Source organism: Pseudonocardia aurantiaca (assembly GCF_039526725.1).
GTDB classification, from domain to species: Bacteria; Actinomycetota; Actinomycetes; order Mycobacteriales; family Pseudonocardiaceae; genus Pseudonocardia; species Pseudonocardia aurantiaca.
In genome coordinates this window covers 381,808-398,926 of record NZ_BAAAJG010000003.1, presented here as the reverse complement: position 1 = coordinate 398,926, position 17,119 = coordinate 381,808, and the positions used below count along the sequence as shown (strand labels likewise).

The following is a 17,119-nucleotide window of genomic DNA, read 5'->3' as shown; positions in this document are numbered from 1 at the left end:
GGGAACGTATCGGACGCCCGTGCTCCGGCAGCCGAGTTGATGACACCTGTCATCCCGGTTGCTGCGCGGTGTCAGCCGCACTCGTGATCAGCGGTACTACCAGCGGGGTGGCGCCGATCGCGAAGGTTGCGCCATGACGCAGACGACCCACCGAGCGGGTCTGGCGGCGGCCCCGCCGGACCCGCGGTCCGCCATCTCCGTGCGCGGCCTCCACGTCCACTACGGCGCGTTCGAGGCCGTGCGGGGCATCGACCTAGACGTGCACCGCGGCGAGATCTTCGCGCTGCTCGGCACGAACGGAGCGGGCAAGACCACCACACTTGAAGTGCTGCAGGGCTTCTGCACACACAGCAGCGGCAGCGTATCGGTGCTCGGGCTCGACCCCGCCACCCAGCGCAACGAGCTGAGCGCGCGCATGGGCGTACAGCTCCAGGAGGGCGGGTTCGTCGAGGACCTGACGGTCGCGGAGACGCTCGTGCTCTGGCAGCGCCTCGCCGATCGGCCGGACCGCCCAGGGCGGCTGTTGGAGCGCTTCGACCTGTTGGAGCGCCGGGACGTGCCCGTCGGGAAGCTCTCGGGCGGCGAGAAGCGGCGTCTCGACCTGGCCATGGCGGTGTGGGGGACTCCGGAGCTGGTGATCCTCGACGAGCCGACGACGGGACTGGACCCGGAGTCCCGCAGGCGGACGTGGGACGCGATCCAGGAGCTGCAGGAGGCCGGCCGCACGGTCGTGCTGACAACGCACTACCTCGAGGAGGCCGAGGCCCTGGCCGACCAGGTGGCGATCATGCACGAGGGCCGGGTCGCCGTGGCCGGGACGCTGGCCGACATCGTCGCGGCACAGCCCGCGCGCTTCTCGGCCACGCTGCCGGCCGACCTCGCCGACCTACCGCGCCTGGCGGGTTCGGCCCGCCGCGAGGCGGACCGGGTGCAGGTGCAGACGGCCGACCTGCAGGGGGACCTCACGACGTTCCTGACCTGGGCGGCCGCTCGCGGGGTGCGGCTGTCCGACCTGCGCGCCGCCCCGGCCTCGCTGGCCGACATCTACCACGCGGTGCGCTCCGACCAGACGGGGGTGAGGCGGCCATGACCGCACCGACGACAACGGCGGCAGGCGGGACGGCGGCAGGCCGGGTGCTGGCCCTGGCCGCGACGGAGGTCCGGCTGATCCTGCGCAACAAGACGGTGGCCGTGTCCTCCCTGGTGCTGCCACTCGGGTTGGGCGTGTTGTGGGCCTTCCAGTTCGGCGGCGTGGACGACCCTGCCCGGCATGCCGTCAGCATCACGCTGCAGCTCGCCGTGGCGCTGGCGATGGGCGTGTACCTGACGGCCACGCAGACGCTGGTGGCGCGGCGGCACAGCGGCGTGCTCAAGCGGATGCGGACGAGCGGCCTGTCCGACCGCGGCCTGATCGTGGCGACGCTGGCACCGAGTGTCGTGCTCGGCGTCGTTCAGCTGGTGGTGTTCGCAGTGGTGAACGTCGGGATCGGGGCACCGTCGCCGAATGATCCCCTTCCTCTGGTGCTCGCAGTGATGGGCGGGCTCGCCCTCGTCGTGACGGCGGCACTTGCGACCAGCATCGTCACCCCGTCGCCGGAACGCGCGCAGATCACGACGCTGCCGCTGATGTTCGTGATGCTCGGCGTGGGTGTCGTGGCCGCGATCGCGCCGGGTGAGGGGTGGTGGCCCGCCCTTTCGGTCATGCCGGGAGGAGCGATCGGGGATCTCGCCCAGCTGGCCATGACGGGTGGGAGCTGGGCTGCCGGAACCGCAGGGATGCCCGCGATCGTGCCGCCGCTCGCCGCGCTCGTGGCCTGGCCTCTGGTTCTCGGCGCGGTGGCGCTGCGCCGCTTCCGCTGGGATCCCCGGCGCTGACCACGAGAGGTCAGCGGCGGGTGTCTGCCCGGTGGAAGTTCAGGTGGGCGCGCGACGGCGTGGGCCCCCGCTGCCCCTGGTAGCGGGAGCCGACGCCCGCGCTGCCGTAGGGGCGCTCAGCCGGGCTGGAGAGTCGGAAGAGGCAGAGCTGCCCGATCTTCATGCCCGGCCAGAGCGTGATCGGCAGGTTCGCGACGTTCGACAACTCCAGCGTGATGTGCCCGGTGAATCCAGGATCGATGAAGCCGGCCGTCGAGTGGGTGAGGAGGCCCAGCCTTCCAAGGCTCGACTTGCCCTCCAGCCGCCCCGCCAGATCGTCGGGGAGCGTGACGGACTCGAACGTCGACCCCAGCACGAACTCCCCGGGGTGCAGCACGAACGGCTCGTCATCCTCGGTCTCGACCGGCGAGGTCAGCTCGTCCTGCTGCTTCGCGGGGTCGATGTGGGTGTATCGGGAGTTCTGGAACACCCGGAAGAAACGGTCGAGCCGCACGTCGATGCTCGACGGCTGGAGCATCTCCGGATCCCAGGGCGTGAGCATCAGCCGTCCCGACTCGAGCTCCTTACGCAGGTCACCGTCGGAGAGCAGCACGGCGCCAGAGTAATGGCGCGGCGGCGCCGGTCAGACCTCGGTGCTCGACGGGAACGGCGAGCTGAGCAGCGGCGAGGGGCAGAGCCCGAACATCCAGGCGACCGCCTGCTCCACACGCGCGGCCTCCAGACCATCCGATGTCGGCACCGGAGTGACGCCCGCGGTGGCGAGTAGCTGCCGGACCGTGGTCATTACCGCCGGACTGAGGATGCTGCGGATCGAGTCGCCCGGCTGCGCGACGTGCGGGCCGTCGACCAGCACCGCGGGGGTGCCGAAACCGGGCGCATCGGCGACCAGCTCGGGGTTGTCCGAGACGAGCACGGCGCTCGCCGCCATGAGCTGGACCAGCTCCGCGAGGGGCATGTTGTGCACGACCGTGGCCCGTTCGTGCTGCAAGAGTGGGTAGGCGGCCCCGTGCGCCGCGAGCTCGCCGAACACCACAAGCTCCATGTCCGATTCGAGGTCGAGAAGCTCGGGCAGGCCCGCGAGGACACCCAGCGAGTCGGCGCGGTCGAGCCCGACCAGCACCAGCCGCGGACCACCCGCGCGCGCCCGCCGAACCAGCCGGGCGAACTGGAGGTCGGCCGGTTGCCGATTCGCGTACATCGTCTCGCCGACCCGGATCTCGTTCGGCCCCGTCGGCGGGTTGAGCCCGGAGCTCGCCGTGGCGAGGAAGAGCGAGGCGAGCTGGCCGATGATGCGCCGGTTGGCCTCCTGGGGGAACGGGCAGAGCAGATCCTCCGTGCCGACGCCGGTCTGCAGGTGCACGACGGGGATCTGCCGCCAGAACGCCACCTGCGCCGCGACTGCCGCGGTCATCCCGCCGCCGTAGACCATCACGGCAGACGGATCGAGGTCCACGAGCAGCTCGTCGAGCCGGCTCATGAGGATCGACGCGATAGCAGCGGGCTGCGGGGCCGGGGGCTCGCGGAGGAGCTGGGTGATGTCAGCAGGCACCCCGAGCGCCTCGAACGCCTCGTGGACGGACATCGGGTCGGGCCCGGTGGCGACGGTGAGCGCGCGGATGCGGTCGGACTCGGCGAACGCCGTGGCGACAGGGGCGAGTCGCGCGACATCCGGTCGGCTCCCAGCGATCAGGAGAACGTCGTGGTCGTGATCCTGCTCCGGGAGCGAGCTGTGCTGTGGGTTCAACTCGGTCATGGCGGGAGTCCTTCGCGGCCGGGGGAGCTGGCCTTGCGGGCCCTTAAAGTGTGAACCGGCGATCTACCGGCCGTCGAGCCCTCATCCCCGCTGTCGGCGCCGCCCGGGTGAGAACCACTCCGATGGGCGTACGGAAGAGGCTTGGTCGACTACCCAGAGTGAGCTGCTACGCTGACGAAAGCACAGTGCGGATGTAGTTCAATGGTAGAACATCAGCTTCCCAAGCTGAGAACGCGGGTTCGATTCCCGTCATCCGCTCTCACCGAAGGCCCAGCCCACCCGATGTCCACATCGGAGCTGGGCCTTCGTCGTGCAGAGGGCGCCGCGGTCGGCAGCCTGGCCGCTGTACTGATCCACTCGCCGTGCCAGCATGCTGCCGTGCCACTCGACCTGTACGCCGGGATCTACGTCCGGGACTACCAAGCTGCCCGGTCCTGGTACGCCCGGTTGCTCGGCTCGGAGCCGGACTTCGTCGCATCCGACGCCGAGGCGGTGTGGGAGCTGGCCGACCACCGCTCGCTGGTGATCGAGGAGAACGCCGAGCACGCGGGTCACTCCATCCAGACGATCTTCATCGATGATTTCGACACCCGCATCGCGCAGATCGCCGTACGCGGGATCAAACCCGTGAAGCGGGAGACGTACCCCAACGGCGTACGCAAGGCGCTGTTTCGCGACCCCGACGGCAACGAGATCGCGTTCGGAGGCGCGCCCGTCTGAGCTGCTCCGGCATGTGCTGAATCCTCAGCCCAGTGGTGGGAAGCTCGATTCAGTCGGGCAGCAGCGGAACCGAGAATCCCTGGTCGCGGCCCAGCAGCACCGCCCGCGTGACGGCGGCCGAACCGAACTTTTCGTGCACGGAGTCGAGGGCGGCGTCAAGGGCGAACGCGCTGCCCTCGTCGAACGGGAGCTCCAACTGGACGACGGCGTCGTCATCGAGGTTGCCGACAGCGATGCCCACGAGCGTGAGGCCGCGCTCGTGGATGAGCGGCGATGCCCTGGCCAGCAGGGCGCGCACGGCCGCGAGCACGTCCTCCGTGCCCGAGGTGGCCCGGGCGAGCGTGTGCGAGCGCGTGACCCGGGAGTAGTCGGTGAACCGCAGGCGCAGCACCACCGTGCGGCCGACGCGGTGGGCCGCGCGCATCCGGCGGGTGACCCGGTCGACCAGCGAGACGGCCACCGCGTCGATGCTCTCCGGGCTGTGCGGGCCGCGCCCGATCGCGCGCTGCGACCCGATGGAGCCCCGGCGGCGGCCGACCACGACCGAGCGCGGGTCGTGGTTGTGGGCGAGAGCGTGCAGGTGGCGGCCCAGCGCGCGCCCGAGCACGGAAACGAGCACCGATTCGGGCAGCTGGGCCACCTCGCCCACCGTGCCGATCCCATACGCCCGCAGCTTGTCGGCCGTGACCTTGCCGACCCCCCAGAGCCGCTCGACGGCAAGCGGGTGCAGGAACTCCAGCTCACGGTCAGGCGGCACGACGAGCAACCCGTCGGGCTTGCCGACCCCGCTCGCGACCTTGGCGAGGAACTTCGTGCGCGCGACGCCGACCGTGATGGGTAGTCCGACCTGGCGGCGCACCTCGGCCCGCAGCCGCGCGGCGATGTCGACCGGCGGCCCCGCTATCCGCCGCAAGCCGCCGACGTCGAGGAACGCCTCGTCGATCGAGAGCCCTTCCACCAGCGGCGTGGTGTTGCGGAACACCTCGAACACCGCCTTGCTGGCCGCGGAGTAGGCGGACATCCGCGGCCGCACCACGACGGCCTGCGGGCACAGCCCCAGCGCCTGGCGCCCGCCCATCGCCGTGGCCACCCCGCAACGTTTGGCCTCGTAGCTGGCGGCGAGCACGACGCCGCCCCCGACGATGACGGGCCGGCCGCGCAGGGAGGGGTCGTCGCGCTGCTCGACGGAGGCGTAGAACGCGTCGAGATCCGCGTGCAGGATGGACGCCTCGCTCGACACGAACATATGTTCGCATCAAGCACCGACGATTCTAGCGTCGGTTGGCGTACTCCTCCCGGGCGCGGGCCATCTCGGCGCCGTGGGTGGCGTTCCACGTGCACGACGCGGCGAGCGGTTGGAAGAGCGAGTGCCCCAGCGGAGTCAGCTCGTACTCGACTCTGGGGGGCGTCTCGTCGTAGGCCGTGCGGGTGACGAGCCCGTCGCGCTCCATCGCCCGCAGCGACTCCGTGAGCACCTTCGGCGTGACGGGCGCGAGCGGCACCTGCAGCTCGGAGAATCTGCGCGGGCCGTCCCGGAGGCAGACGAGGATCTTCGCGGTCCATTTGTCGCCGACCCGGACTGGCAGGTCGGTGTGGTCGTCGCAGTCCGCGAAGAGCGCGGGGTCGAGGGGTTCGCGCACGCGAGCAGCCTACGTCCGCGCACGTGGGCGCCAGTACCGTTGCGGAAACCGCAGGTCGACGGCCTAACGTCCGCCACATGACGCGGATCGTGGTGTTCGGAGCGGGTGGGCGAGCGGGACGGCGGGCGGTCGAGGAGGCCACCGCACGGGGTCACAGCGTCACGGCCGTGGTGCGTGACGCGGAGAGCCACAGGAGCCTCGCCGGTGACGGCGTGCAGGTGGTGAGCGGCGACGTCACCGATGCCGCGGCCGTCGCCTCCGTCGCCGCCGGCCATGACGCCGCGATCACGACGGCCGCCCGGATGGACGTGCCGGCCGTCGAGTTCTTCGGAGCCGCGACGAAGGCACTCGTGGCCGGGCTCGGCAAGGCCGGTGTGCGCAGGCTCGTGCTGCTCGGGATGGGGCCGGTGCTCGAGACGGCGCCCGGACGCCGGTTGCTCGACGACCCCGGCTACCCGGCGGAATACCGCGCCTTCGCGCTCGGCCACGTCGAGCAGCTCGACGTCCTCGCCGCCGCGGACCTCGACTGGGTCGTGCTCGCCCCGCCGGTCACATTCCTGGACGACACGGCCGCGCGGACCGGCCGGTACCGGACGGGCGGGGCGGCCCTCCTGGAGCCCACGGACGCACCGCTGTCCTACGCAGACCTCGCCGTGGCTCTCGTCGACGAGGCGGAGGAGCCGCGCCACCGCGGGCTCGTGGCGGTGTGGCCCTGAACGGTCATCCCCGGGTCGCCCGCCAGAGCGGGCTCTCGACGTAGTGGTTGTCGAACCGGTCCTGCGAGGCCGCGATCTCCGCCGGGTCGGCCTCACCCCGGTGCACCCGGTCGAGCAGGCGGTAGTAGTCGAAGCGCTCCATCCCCGGCGTGAAAACGAAGAGCACATCCGCCTCGGCTCCGGGCGCAGCTCCGAAAGCGTGCGGCACATGCGGTGGCACGAGCAGCACGTCGTCCTTCTCGAGGACGTGCACCTCCTCCCCGAGGAGCACCCGTGGAGTACTTCGCGCATCCGCGGATCGGGTTCGTGCCGTTCCGGGACGCGCCGCCGGTCGTGTGGGCGCTCGTCTGGCGCCGTGCGGGTGCGACCGCGCGCGTCCGCGAGCTGGCCAGGGTGCTGCGCGCGGCGCCGGGCCCAAAGCAGTCGCGGGCGGCGCCGGCCGGCCCCACAATCGCCCCGTGACGACCTACCTGGACACCGACCGGCTGCGGCTGCGCCGCTTCACCGGCGCCGACCTGGACGACGTGCACGCTCTGCACTCCGATCCGGCCGTGCTGCGGTACCTGGGCCGGCCCGCCACCCGCGAGTACGTGCGGGACACGACGTTGCCCTGGTACCTCGACCTCTACGAGCGCATTCCCGGGTTCGGGTACTTCGCCGCGATCGAGAAGGCGACGGAGGCGTTCCTCGGCTGGTTCCTGTTCCGGCCCCCGATGGCCGAGAACGCGCCACCCGGCGAGATCGAGCTCGGCTACCGGCTACGCCAGGCCGCGTGGGGGCGCGGGTTCGCCACCGAGGGCTCCGTCGGGCTCGTGGACAAGGGGTTCACCGGGCTCGGTGTGCAGCGGGTGATCGCCACGACGATGACCGTGAACCGCGGCTCCCGGCGGGTGATGGAGAAGGTCGGCCTCCGCTACGTTCGCACGTTCCACCCCGACTGGCCCGATCCCCTCGAAGGCTCCGAGCACGGTGAGGTCGAGTACGCGCTCACCCGCGACGAGTGGCGCCGGAGTCGTACTCCGTCCGCAGCCGGGCCGTGGCCCGCTCCCGCCACGCCTCCTCGATGAGCTCGGCGAGCTGCTCGCGCGAGACCTTCTCCAGGTCGACGAGGATCGCACCGTACCCGTCGTAGTGCGGGGTGGTGTAGAAGGCGGGGTCGCCGGAGGCGAGCAGAGCCTCCTTCTCGTCGAGCTGACATATCAGCATGAGCCCGCCCTCGGCCTCGGTGCGCAGCCGCGCGAAGCCCTTGCCCTTCACCTTCAGAGCGGGTGTGCGGTAGGAGGTCGAGACCTCCACCTCCGGCAGGGCACCCGCGATCGCCACGACGTCGTCCCAGGTCGGCATGGGGACATGGTGGCGCACGTCCCTCGCGCCGTCATGGACGAACCGGAGCCAGGAACTCGGCGATCGTCGGTAGCAACCCGAGCAGGGTCGGCATACCCGCAGTGCATCACAGGCCGGGCCGCGATGGGACGTTCGCCGGAAGCGATTCACCACATCTCACCGGACGCGGGGCGGGCGCAACGGCGGGGCCTTCGCGATCACCACAGTGCCCGCCACCGCCATCGCCAGACCCACCGCGAGGACCCAGCCCCATCCGGGGCGCACCGGGTCGCCGAGGAGCAGGATGCCGGCCATCCCGGGGATCAGCACTTCGGTCACCGTGAACACCGCCGTGACGGCGCCGACGTCACCTCGGGAGAGCGCCGCCGTGTATCCGATCATCCCGACGAGCCAGAACCCGACCACCAGGTACGTGGACGGCTGGGCGAGCAGTTGCACGAGGTCGAACCCATCGCCGGTCTGCACGTGCGCGGCGCGCACCGACAGCGCGGTGCCCCCGAACCCCATGCCCGAGACCAGGGCGAGCGGCCATGCGTGTTTTCCCTGGCGCAACGCCAGCACGGCGACGGCCAGCAGCAGCAGGCTCACGAGCAGCACCACGTCGACACCGCGCTGCCGGAAGTGCGGTGGCTCGCTCCCCGCGCTCGCCGCCACCAGCACCAGCCCCGTGAGGCACAGAGCCACCGCGATGCGGGTGGACGTGGGCAGGCGGACTCCGATCTGCCGGGCGCCGAGCACCGCCGTGAGCGCGATCGTGCCCCCGATGACCGCTTGCACGGCGAACACCGGGAGATGCCGGAGCGCGAGCACCGCGAAGCCCCACGCCACGAGGTCGGTGAAGATCCCGGCGAGGTACCTCGGTTGGAGGAACGCGGGCCGTTTGCGCGTGGCCCGGCGGGCCCCTTCAGCCTGCAGGAGCGCCCCAAAGGTGTTGAGAACCATCGCAACAACTGCGAAGAGGATCCCCACTAGCACGGCGTCAGCATGCCGTCCCGCCCTCCGGGCCGCCCGCTCACGTCAGCTGCAGCCGCATGACGGGCAGCCTCCGCCCCAGAGCGGAGCCGGTCCAGCGCACGGTGTCACCGCCCATCCGTGTGTAGAAGCCGACCGCGTACGGCTCGGCCTCCCACTCCAGCACGGCCGCCCCACTGCGGAGCGCACGCGCCGCGGCGTGCTCGAACAGCAGCCGCCCGGAGCCGTGGCCGATCTCGGCGGGCTCCAGCCACAGGTCGTCGAGCACGACGAGCCGGCCGCGGTGCAGCAGCGTGTAGAAGCCGCGCGGCTCCCCGTCCCGCTCGCCGACCTGCACGTCATTAGTAGCGACGACCTCCGACGTCAGCCCCATCCCAGCGGCGAACCGCTCGATGAACTCACGGGAGTAACCCCAGTGCGCCTTGGAGCGCACCGCGAGGGCGGCGAGAGCAGGGGCCTCCTGCGGGCGGGCCGGTCGGACGAGCACAGTTCCAGCATCCCAGGCCGCCCGCGCGTCAGGACTTGGAGACCTTCTTGGCCTCGAAGAATCCGCTCATCAGGCCGCCCGGCAGCGCAGCCTCCGGGTCCCACCGGGCCGCGCGGTGCTCATGCAGCTTGCGGCGCGGCCCCTCGGATGCCCGCACGAACAGCAGCACCAGGAGGGTGCCCAGCAGAACAGGCACCCCGACCAGCAGCACCGGCCATCCGAAATACGCGTACGCGACCACCAGCGCCGCGCCCTCCATCGCGATGACCGCCGCTCCCATGCGCACCACTGCCCTGCTCCTTCTCTCCTGGATGTCTTGCTCAGACCGCCGGCGGCGGTTGTGACGCGGTGGCCGGCGGTTCTTCTGCCACGACGGCCTGGTCCTGCTGCTCGCCTGAGGAGGCCGTGCCGTTTCCGCTCGGCACCGTGCTCGGGTCCCCGCTGCCATCTGTGCCGGAGCCGAGGGGCGGGTTTGCCGGGTCGACGGATGGTGTCTCGACCGCCGGGATCGGTGGGGTCTCCACCACAGACGGCGGCTCGGTGACGTCGCTCGGCGGCGTCTGCGCGCTCGTCGGGCCCGCCGGCTCCGCGTCGGGGGGACGGCTCGAGGAGTCGCCGGCATCTCCGCCGCCGTTGGAGCCACCGCCGGAGGGTGCGGGCCTGGCGCCGCTGTCCCGCGGAGCGGGTGCGGACGTGGCCCCCACCTCCGGGGCGGGCTCCTGTGTGGGCGTCACGTCCGCGCCGGTGTCGAGGCCGAGGCCGGGCGACTCCGATCCCTGCGGCCAGAGCAGCACGGCAACAACCACCGCAGCGACGGCGGCCAGCCCACCGAGCCCGATCAGCAGGCCGCTGGGGCGGCGCCGCGGCTCGGGCTCGTCGTCCCAGTCGGGCTCGCCCTGCCACGACTGCCGCGCGCGGCTGGGCGGGAGCACCGCGGTGACCGGCTCCCGCTCCGGCGCGAACGCGGCGGCGGCGGCCGCTCGCGGCGGCGGGGCGGGCGGACGGGAGAAGCTGCCCGGCGCCGAGGCCGGGGGCAGCACCCCGGGTCCTGGCCGCGACGGACGCGGCGGAGGCGAGAAGGCCACCTTAGGTCCGGCGGGCGCCTGGGGGACGGGCCCGATCGCCACCCCCGGCCACGATGCCGTCGGCTTGGGCGAGACCGCCAGCGCGGCGCCCTTGGCGATTGCGTTCTTCGGGTCGGCGTCGACGGCGACCGGCCTCCCGAGTTGCTCGGACACGAGCTGGGCGACGAGTGGAATCCGGGAGGAGCCACCGACCAGGAGCACGGCCGTGAGCTGCTCGGGCACCAGCCCCGCCGAGACGACGGCGCCGCGCAGCGCGGACACCGTCTCCTCGACCTGCGGCCGGATCATGGCCTCGAACTCGCTGCGGTGCAGCCGCACCGAGCCCTGCGAGGACGGCAGCAGCACCGGAATGGAGACCTCGGTGTCGCTGCTCAGCGCCTCCTTGGCCTCCGTGCACTCCCGCCGGATCCGCGCCACGGCCGACAGCACCGCGGGGTCGGTCTCGTCCAGCTCGGCGAACGCCGCCTGCATGCCTTGCACGACGTGCCCGAAGACCGCGTCGTCGAAGTCGATGCCGCCGAGGCGCTCCAACCCTTCCGGCCTGCCGAGCAGACCGAATGCCGCCGCGGCCGCCGGGTCGCCCTTGCGGACCACGGCGGCGTCGAAAGTGCCGCCGCCGAGGTCGTAGACGGCGATGGTGGAACCGGGGCCGACGCGCTCGGCGGCCGCGTAGTGCAGCGCTGCCGCCTGTGGCTCGGCCAGGAACGTGACGCGAAGGCCCTGCGCGGCGAGCGCGGCCCCGAAGAGGTCTTTCTTGTGCTGGCCCCAGGACGCGGGGTGGGTGACGGCGATCCGGTCGGCCGGGCCGCCCTCGCGCTCGGCCACGCGGTCGGCCACCCAGCGTAGGAGCCGGGCCGACAGCTCCTCTGGCGCCCACGCGCGACCGGCCACGACCACGGGGGTCGGGTCGCCGATGCGCCGCTTGAACTCGCGCACGACCCGGTCGGGGTCGGTGACGGCGCGGCGCTCGGCCGCCTCCCCGACGACGACACTCCCGTCCGGTGCCACAAAGAGCACCGAGGCAACCGTGGCACTGCGGGTGCCGAGGGTGACCACCTCGGGCTCGACCCACCGGCGCTCCGACGACCGGCACACCGCCGCCGCGGTGTAGGTCGTGCCGACGTCGATGCCGAGCTGGTACCCCATCGCCTTACCCCTCCCCCGATCGACACCGGCATCCGGGCCGGCCCCACCACGCCATCGGAGGATCCACTGCGGTCGTTAGCCCCGGCGCGCGGGGGGTCCCCCAGTAGTGGGGAAGATCCCCCAACCCCCCGGCCCGATCCCCTAACGGCGCCCCGCAAACCCCGCTCGATCCCCGATGGCCGGGGCCGGATGGACATCTAGCCTCGGCGTCGTGAGCGAGCCGCTGTCCTTGCTGGAGTTCCTGCAGGAGCTCGTCTCCGATGCCGGCATGCGCGACCGCTTCCTCGCCGACCCGCACGCCACACTCGCCGACCTAGGGCTCGCCGACCTCAGCCCGGCCGACGTGCACGACGCGCTGGTGCTCGTCGAAGACACGCAGACCGCCGACTTCAGCGCTGACTTCACCGCCGGCCTCCCCGACCTGGCCGGCCACGTCCCGCCGGCCCCACCGCCCCACGCCCACCCCGACGCGGTCGGCTACCTCAGCAGCTATCTCACCGGCGAGCAACCGGTTCTTGATGCGGACGACCTGGACGTCGACCGGCTCGCCGACCTCGACGGGGCCTCGTGGCCGCCCGATGACACCGCCGGCTTCGGCGTGGGCGCCAGGATCGGCAGCCACGACGTCGGCGACCAGTTCGGCACGCCGGCGCAAGTGGCTCCGGCCGACCCGGACGCGGACGTCTTCGACATGGACGAGGTCACCACCACCGAGTCGAACGGCCCCGATTTCGGTGGCGGCAGCGATCTCCACGGCGGCGATCTCCACGGCAGCGACCAGTACGACAGCGACCTGTACGGCGAACCCTGGGCAGACCCGTCCGGCGACCCGGGCAGCGACCCGGGGAGCGTCGCCGAGCACCACGACGGCGACTTCTGAGCAGATCCCCGTGTCCCCTAACCGGGCACGCGCCGGCCCCCGTATCCCCCATAGCGCAGGACTCTGGCTGATCCCCGATGGCCCGGAGCGGGACCGGCCCTAGCTTTCTCATCAACGCCGGGTCGCCCGGCAGGCAGATCCGCGAAGACCACGCAGTCCCCACAGACCACGCAGTCCACAGATCCAGGAGAACCGAGATGACCACCTCGACCTCGCTCATCGAGTTCCTGCTCAACCTGCTGCGCGACCCGGAAGCCCGCGACGCCTTCCTCGAGGACGGCGACGGCTACCTCGCCTCCTGCGGCATCGACCACCTGTCCGCGGCCGACCTGCACGACTCGCTTCTCCTGCTGCAGGACAGCCAGGAGGCGAGCTTCGACCGCGAGTACAACACCGGCGGCAACTCGATCACGGTGCACACGCCCCCGCCGGCACCCGTGGACCACGACGACCACGAGGACGCGGTCCAGTACCTGAACAACTACATCACCAACAACTACGTCAACGACAGCGACACGATCATCGACAACTCGATCAACCAGAACATCGACACCGACGGTGGCGACTTCGACCAGGACATCGACGTCGACAACACCATCGCCACCGGTGACGGCGCGGTGGCCGTCGGCGGCGACGTCGAGGACTCCGAGATCGTGACGGGCGACGACAACGTCGTCGGCGACGACAACGTGACCGGTGACGGCAACGTGGTGGGCGACGGCAACCAGGCCGTCACCGGCGACGACAACACCACGAGCTTCGGCTCCGGCGACGCGACCAGCACCTCGGTCGGCGGCGACGTGAACGTCAGCAACGGCGGTGCGTTCTCCTCCGGCGGCGACGCCACCGGCGAGTACGACGTGGACGACTCGTTCAACGAGACCGAGACCACGACCACCACCAACAACGAAGACTCGTTCAACCACGACACCGACGTCGACGTCGACGTCAACTCGCACAACGACACCGAGACCAACACGGACATCGACTCGCACGACGAGATCGAGAACCACGTCGCCAGCCACAACGACGCGGACTTCCACGCCTGAAGCGCCGAGATCGTCACCGGGTAACCTGCCGGTGATGTGACCGCCGGCCCCGCCACCTCACGGGAAAACCCGGGTGGCGGGGCCGGCGTCGTCATGAGTTCGACGACTTGAGGGAGGCGAGACGCCGTGGCGGTGCCGGCAGCGGTGGAGCTCGTCGACCTGGCGCTGAAGGCGACCACCGCGTACGGCCGCCCGGACCTCGGCGGGCGGCTGCTCCACACCCGCAAGCGCCTGGCCGACCCGGACGTGCGAGTGCTCATCGTCGGGGAGTTCAAGCAGGGCAAGAGCCAGCTCGTCAACGCGCTCGTCAACGCGCCGGTGTGCCCGGTGGACGACGACATCGCCACCGCGGTGCCCACGGTCGTCAAGCACGCCGAGACCACCACCGCCGCGCTCGTCCGCGATGGCGGCGACGAGGGGCCCACCGAGCGCACCGAGGTGCCTGCCGGCCAGCTCGCCCAGCACGTCTCCGAGGCGGGCAACCCCGGTAACAAGGCGATGCTGAGCTACGCGGAGGTCGGGCTGCCCCGCAAGCTGCTGGCCGGCGGCCTGGTGCTCGTCGACACCCCGGGCGTCGGCGGGCTCGGATCTGCGCACGGCGCGGCCACGATGTCGGCACTGCCCACCGCCGACGCCGTGCTGCTGGTCTCCGACGCCGCGCAGGAGTACACGGCGCCCGAGTTGGAGTTCCTGCAGTCGGCGATGGCGCTCTGCCCCAACGTCGCCTGTGTGCTCACCAAGACCGACCTCTACCCGCACTGGCGCCGGATCGTCGAGCTGGACCGCGGGCACCTGGCCGGCATCGGGGTCGAGGCGGAGTTCTTCCCGGTGTCCTCCACCCTGCGGCTGATCGCGGCGAAGAACCAGGACACCACGCTCATGGACGAGTCAGGGTTCCGGCCGCTCGTCGACTTCCTGCTGAAGAAGGTCGTCGCGCAGTCCGACGACCTCGACCGGCGTTCCGCGGGCCACGACGTGCTGTCCGTCGCCGACCAGCTCGGCACCGGCATGAAGGCCGAGCTCGCCGTGCAGGAGGACCCGCAGCGGATGGAAGGGTTGGTCCGCGAGCTCACCGCCGCGAAGGGCCGGGCCGACGAGCTGCGGCAGCGCACGTCGCGCTGGCAGATCACCCTCAACGACGGCACGGCCGACCTGCAGTCCGACATCGACTACGACCTGCGCGACCGGCTGCGCAGCATCGGTCGCGAAGCCGAGCAGCTGATCGACGACGCCGACCCGGCCGAGGTGTGGGACCAGTTCGCGCAGTGGTTCCACCAGCAGGTCTCCTCCGCGGCGTCCGCGAACTTCGTGTGGGCGGCCGAGCGCGCGCGGTGGCTCGCGGGGCAGGTGGCCGAGCACTTCGCCGAGGGCGCGGACGTCGCGCTGCCCCGGCTCCGCTTCGACGACCAGGGCATTGCGGGGAGGGTCGACCCGCTGGAGCAGCCCGAGGCGGAGAAGTTCGGTGTCGGCAACAAGCTCTTCACGGGCATGCGGGGTGGCTACGGCGGCATGCTGATGATCGGTATGGCCACGTCGATCGCCGGGCTCGGGCTGCTCAACCCGCTGTCGCTCGGCGCCGGGCTGCTCTTCGGCGGCAAGACCGTGCGCGACGAGCGCAAGCGCATGCTGCAGAAGCGCCGCTCCGACGCCAAGCAGGCGGTGCGCAGGCACGTCGACGAGGTCACGTTCCAGATCGGCAAGGACTCCCGCGACATGCTGCGGCGCACCCAGCGGCAGCTCCGCGACCACTTCAGTGCGATCGCCGAGGAGGTCAGCACGTCCCTCGCGGCATCGGTGGCCGCCGCGCAGAACGCGGTGAAGACCACGGGCTCGGAACGGGAGCGGCGCATCCGCGACCTCAAGGCCGAGCTGGCGAGGATCGACGTGCTCGCCGAGCGGGCCCGCGCGCTCGTGGCGCAGGCCGACTCGGCCGGCCCGCGCGCCGTGACCTCCGGGAAGCGGACATGACGGCACCTGCTCCGCAGCTCGGCTCCGTGGTCCGCGTGCTCCTGCGACGCACGATCGACACCTACCGCGACAGCCCGCAGGCAGTCGGCTGGCTGCAGCACAACCTGCAGCGCTTCGACGAGCCGCTGCGCGTGGCCATCGCCGGAAAGGTCAAGGCCGGCAAGTCCACCCTGCTCAACGCGCTCGTCGGCGAGGAGATCGCACCGACCGACGCGGGTGAGTGCACCCGGGTGGTCACCTGGTACGTCGACAGCCAGGTCCCGAAGGTCACGATGTTCCCCCGGGCGTCGCCGCCGCGACAGCTGGCGATCAGCCGCTCGGGCGGCGCGCTGTCGTTCGACCTGCAGGGCACCCCCATCGACCAGGTGGACAAGCTCGAGGTGCAGTGGCCGTCGCAGAGCCTGCGCAACCACACCCTCATCGACACCCCCGGCATCGCCTCGCTCTCGCGCGACACGTCAGCGCGCGCGGGGGCGTTCCTCGCCCCGGAGGACGCGCCGACGCAGGCGGACGCGGTCGTCTACCTCATGCGCCACCTGCACGCCACCGACGTGCGGTTCCTGGAGTCGTTCTTCGACCAGGGCGTCGCGAAGGCGACCCCCGTCAACACGATCGCCGTGCTCTCCCGGGCCGACGAGATCGGCGTCGGCCGTCTGGACGCGCTCACCTCGGCCCGGAAGATCGCCCGCCGCTACCGCTCGGACGAGAAGATCCGCGGCCTCTGCCAGACGGTTGTGGCGGTTGCGGGGCTGCTCGCCCAGACCGGCCGCACGATGCGCCAGCAGGAGTTCACCGCCCTCACCGCGCTCGCCGAGCTGCCGCGCACCGAGATCGACGGGATGCTGCTCTCCGCCGACCGGTTCTCCCGCACGGAGGTCGACGCCGTCGACTCCGACACCCGCGCCCGGCTGATGGAGCGTTTCGGGCTGTTCGGTGTGCGGCTGGCCACCACACTCATCCGCCAGGGCATGACCGACCCCAACGCGATCGCCGCGGAGCTGGTCAAGCGGAGTGGGCTCGACGAGCTGCGAAGCGTGCTCGCCACCCAGTTCACCGAGCGGCGCGACCTGCTGAAGGCGCGCTCCGCGCTGCTGGCCGTCGACCTGGTGCTCACGCGCGAACCCCGGCCCGCCGCCGCACCGCTCGCGGCGGAGGTGGAGCGCATCCTCGCGGGCGCGCACGAGTTCGCGGAGCTGCGGGTGCTGTCGACGCTCCGCGCGGGTGCGGTCAAACTGCCCGTGGAGGCACTGCAGGAGGCCGAGCGGCTGCTCGGCGCGGACGGCGGAGCGGCGGCGGCCCGGCTGGGCCTGGAGGCCGACGCGGGCCCTGACGAGCTGTGGGCGGCGGCGCTCGACGCGCTGGCACGGTGGCAGCGCCGCGCCGAGAGCCCGCTGTCCACCCGCGCGGTCTCGGACGTGGCCCGGCTCGTGGTGCGCAGCTGCGAGGGCGTGCTCGCCGGCATCCGCCGTTAACCACCCCGGCCG

At 71.8% G+C, this 17,119-nt stretch carries 20 protein-coding genes and 1 tRNA gene; 11 read left to right on the top strand and 10 right to left on the bottom strand.

What is annotated here, in order from left to right; genetic code table 11:
* Positions 1-133: 133 nt before the first annotated feature.
* A complete protein-coding gene (locus ABD143_RS06480; RefSeq protein WP_343972599.1) occupies positions 134-1,090 on the top strand; it encodes an ABC transporter ATP-binding protein in 957 nt (318 codons plus the stop codon).
* On the top strand, positions 1,087-1,875 hold the full coding sequence (locus tag ABD143_RS06475) for an ABC transporter permease (protein ID WP_343972596.1): 789 nt from the start codon (positions 1,087-1,089) through the stop codon (positions 1,873-1,875). The genes ABD143_RS06480 and ABD143_RS06475 overlap by 4 nt, the downstream gene beginning before the upstream one ends.
* A gap of 10 nt (positions 1,876-1,885) precedes the next feature.
* Here ABD143_RS06475 and dcd read toward each other — a convergent pair whose 3' ends face one another.
* Together dcd and ABD143_RS06465 are read right to left on the bottom strand one after the other, a co-directional pair.
* Positions 1,886-2,467, bottom strand: a complete 582-nt coding sequence (gene dcd, locus ABD143_RS06470; protein ID WP_343972593.1) for a dCTP deaminase — start codon at positions 2,465-2,467, stop codon at positions 1,886-1,888.
* A gap of 30 nt (positions 2,468-2,497) precedes the next feature.
* Positions 2,498-3,628, bottom strand: a complete 1,131-nt coding sequence (locus tag ABD143_RS06465; RefSeq protein WP_343972590.1) for a UDP-N-acetylglucosamine 2-epimerase — start codon at positions 3,626-3,628, stop codon at positions 2,498-2,500.
* Positions 3,629-3,815: 187 nt separating this feature from the next.
* Between ABD143_RS06465 and ABD143_RS06460 the strand changes: the two genes are divergently transcribed.
* Positions 3,816-3,886: transfer RNA gene (locus ABD143_RS06460), tRNA-Gly, on the top strand.
* A gap of 120 nt (positions 3,887-4,006) precedes the next feature.
* Positions 4,007-4,348: a VOC family protein gene (locus tag ABD143_RS06455; RefSeq protein WP_343972587.1), complete on the top strand. Its 342-nt coding sequence runs from the start codon at positions 4,007-4,009 to the stop codon at positions 4,346-4,348.
* A gap of 49 nt (positions 4,349-4,397) precedes the next feature.
* On the opposite strand, the gene dinB is transcribed toward ABD143_RS06455, so the two are convergent.
* Both dinB and ABD143_RS06445 read right to left on the bottom strand, forming a co-directional pair.
* Complete coding sequence (gene dinB, locus ABD143_RS06450) at positions 4,398-5,594, bottom strand: DNA polymerase IV (protein WP_343972584.1); 1,197 nt, start codon at positions 5,592-5,594, stop codon at positions 4,398-4,400.
* Positions 5,595-5,619: 25 nt separating this feature from the next.
* The gene (locus ABD143_RS06445; protein WP_343972581.1) at positions 5,620-5,988 is read right to left on the bottom strand and encodes a winged helix-turn-helix transcriptional regulator; all 369 of its coding nucleotides are present in this window, start codon (positions 5,986-5,988) and stop codon (positions 5,620-5,622) included.
* A 77-nt stretch (positions 5,989-6,065) separates the two neighbouring features.
* On the opposite strand from ABD143_RS06445, the gene ABD143_RS06440 reads away from it, so the two are divergent.
* Positions 6,066-6,704, top strand: a complete 639-nt coding sequence (locus ABD143_RS06440; protein WP_343972578.1) for an NAD(P)-dependent oxidoreductase — start codon at positions 6,066-6,068, stop codon at positions 6,702-6,704.
* A 4-nt stretch (positions 6,705-6,708) separates the two neighbouring features.
* On the opposite strand, the gene ABD143_RS06435 is transcribed toward ABD143_RS06440, so the two are convergent.
* Positions 6,709-6,975 carry a cupin domain-containing protein gene (locus tag ABD143_RS06435; RefSeq protein WP_425563739.1) on the bottom strand — a complete coding sequence of 89 codons (267 nt, stop codon included), beginning with the start codon at positions 6,973-6,975 and terminating at the stop codon, positions 6,709-6,711.
* 2 nt (positions 6,976-6,977) lie between these two features.
* On the opposite strand from ABD143_RS06435, the gene ABD143_RS06430 reads away from it, so the two are divergent.
* The gene (locus ABD143_RS06430; RefSeq protein ID WP_343973432.1) at positions 6,978-7,166 is read left to right on the top strand and encodes a hypothetical protein; all 189 of its coding nucleotides are present in this window, start codon (positions 6,978-6,980) and stop codon (positions 7,164-7,166) included.
* Positions 7,163-7,771: a GNAT family N-acetyltransferase gene (locus ABD143_RS06425; RefSeq protein ID WP_343972575.1), complete on the top strand. Its 609-nt coding sequence runs from the start codon at positions 7,163-7,165 to the stop codon at positions 7,769-7,771. The genes ABD143_RS06430 and ABD143_RS06425 overlap by 4 nt, the downstream gene beginning before the upstream one ends.
* Here the strand turns inward: ABD143_RS06425 and ABD143_RS06420 are convergent.
* The 5 genes from ABD143_RS06420 to ABD143_RS06400 form a co-directional block, all read right to left on the bottom strand.
* On the bottom strand, positions 7,692-8,048 hold the full coding sequence (locus tag ABD143_RS06420; protein ID WP_343972572.1) for an MmcQ/YjbR family DNA-binding protein: 357 nt from the start codon (positions 8,046-8,048) through the stop codon (positions 7,692-7,694). The two genes, ABD143_RS06425 and ABD143_RS06420, sit on opposite strands and share 80 nt — an antisense overlap.
* Positions 8,049-8,204: 156 nt before the next feature.
* Complete coding sequence (locus ABD143_RS06415) at positions 8,205-9,023, bottom strand: hypothetical protein (protein WP_343972569.1); 819 nt, start codon at positions 9,021-9,023, stop codon at positions 8,205-8,207.
* A gap of 37 nt (positions 9,024-9,060) precedes the next feature.
* The gene (locus ABD143_RS06410) at positions 9,061-9,507 is read right to left on the bottom strand and encodes a GNAT family N-acetyltransferase (RefSeq protein ID WP_343972566.1); all 447 of its coding nucleotides are present in this window, start codon (positions 9,505-9,507) and stop codon (positions 9,061-9,063) included.
* 28 nt (positions 9,508-9,535) lie between these two features.
* A complete protein-coding gene (locus ABD143_RS06405) occupies positions 9,536-9,796 on the bottom strand; it encodes a hypothetical protein (protein WP_343972563.1) in 261 nt (86 codons plus the stop codon).
* A 31-nt stretch (positions 9,797-9,827) separates the two neighbouring features.
* Positions 9,828-11,738 carry an Hsp70 family protein gene (locus ABD143_RS06400; protein ID WP_343972560.1) on the bottom strand — a complete coding sequence of 637 codons (1,911 nt, stop codon included), beginning with the start codon at positions 11,736-11,738 and terminating at the stop codon, positions 9,828-9,830.
* A gap of 211 nt (positions 11,739-11,949) precedes the next feature.
* Between ABD143_RS06400 and ABD143_RS06395 the strand changes: the two genes are divergently transcribed.
* From ABD143_RS06395 to ABD143_RS06380, 4 genes are all read left to right on the top strand, one after another.
* Positions 11,950-12,618 (top strand): IniB N-terminal domain-containing protein, encoded by a 669-nt coding sequence (locus ABD143_RS06395; protein WP_343972557.1) that lies wholly within the window; start codon positions 11,950-11,952, stop codon positions 12,616-12,618.
* 197 nt (positions 12,619-12,815) lie between these two features.
* A complete protein-coding gene (locus ABD143_RS06390; protein ID WP_343972554.1) occupies positions 12,816-13,667 on the top strand; it encodes an IniB N-terminal domain-containing protein in 852 nt (283 codons plus the stop codon).
* Positions 13,668-13,793: 126 nt separating this feature from the next.
* Positions 13,794-15,635 (top strand): dynamin family protein, encoded by a 1,842-nt coding sequence (locus tag ABD143_RS06385; protein WP_343972551.1) that lies wholly within the window; start codon positions 13,794-13,796, stop codon positions 15,633-15,635.
* The gene (locus ABD143_RS06380; protein WP_343972549.1) at positions 15,632-17,107 is read left to right on the top strand and encodes a dynamin family protein; all 1,476 of its coding nucleotides are present in this window, start codon (positions 15,632-15,634) and stop codon (positions 17,105-17,107) included. The genes ABD143_RS06385 and ABD143_RS06380 overlap by 4 nt, the downstream gene beginning before the upstream one ends.
* The last annotated feature ends 12 nt before the right edge of the window (positions 17,108-17,119 follow it).

Excerpts from the sequence above, each read along its gene's own strand:
- ABD143_RS06480 (WP_343972599.1), top strand. The coding sequence starts at position 134 with ATGACGCAGACGACCCACCGAGCGGGTCTGGCGGCGGCCCCGCCGGAC.
- ABD143_RS06475 (WP_343972596.1), top strand. The coding sequence starts at position 1,087 with ATGACCGCACCGACGACAACGGCGGCAGGCGGGACGGCGGCAGGCCGG.
- ABD143_RS06465 (WP_343972590.1), bottom strand. The coding sequence starts at position 3,628 with ATGACCGAGTTGAACCCACAGCACAGCTCGCTCCCGGAGCAGGATCAC.
- dinB (WP_343972584.1), bottom strand. The coding sequence starts at position 5,594 with ATGTTCGTGTCGAGCGAGGCGTCCATCCTGCACGCGGATCTCGACGCG.
- ABD143_RS06440 (WP_343972578.1), top strand. The coding sequence starts at position 6,066 with ATGACGCGGATCGTGGTGTTCGGAGCGGGTGGGCGAGCGGGACGGCGG.
- ABD143_RS06420 (WP_343972572.1), bottom strand. The coding sequence starts at position 8,048 with ATGCCGACCTGGGACGACGTCGTGGCGATCGCGGGTGCCCTGCCGGAG.
- ABD143_RS06400 (WP_343972560.1), bottom strand. The coding sequence starts at position 11,738 with ATGGGGTACCAGCTCGGCATCGACGTCGGCACGACCTACACCGCGGCG.
- ABD143_RS06390 (WP_343972554.1), top strand. The coding sequence starts at position 12,816 with ATGACCACCTCGACCTCGCTCATCGAGTTCCTGCTCAACCTGCTGCGC.
- ABD143_RS06380 (WP_343972549.1), top strand. The coding sequence starts at position 15,632 with ATGACGGCACCTGCTCCGCAGCTCGGCTCCGTGGTCCGCGTGCTCCTG.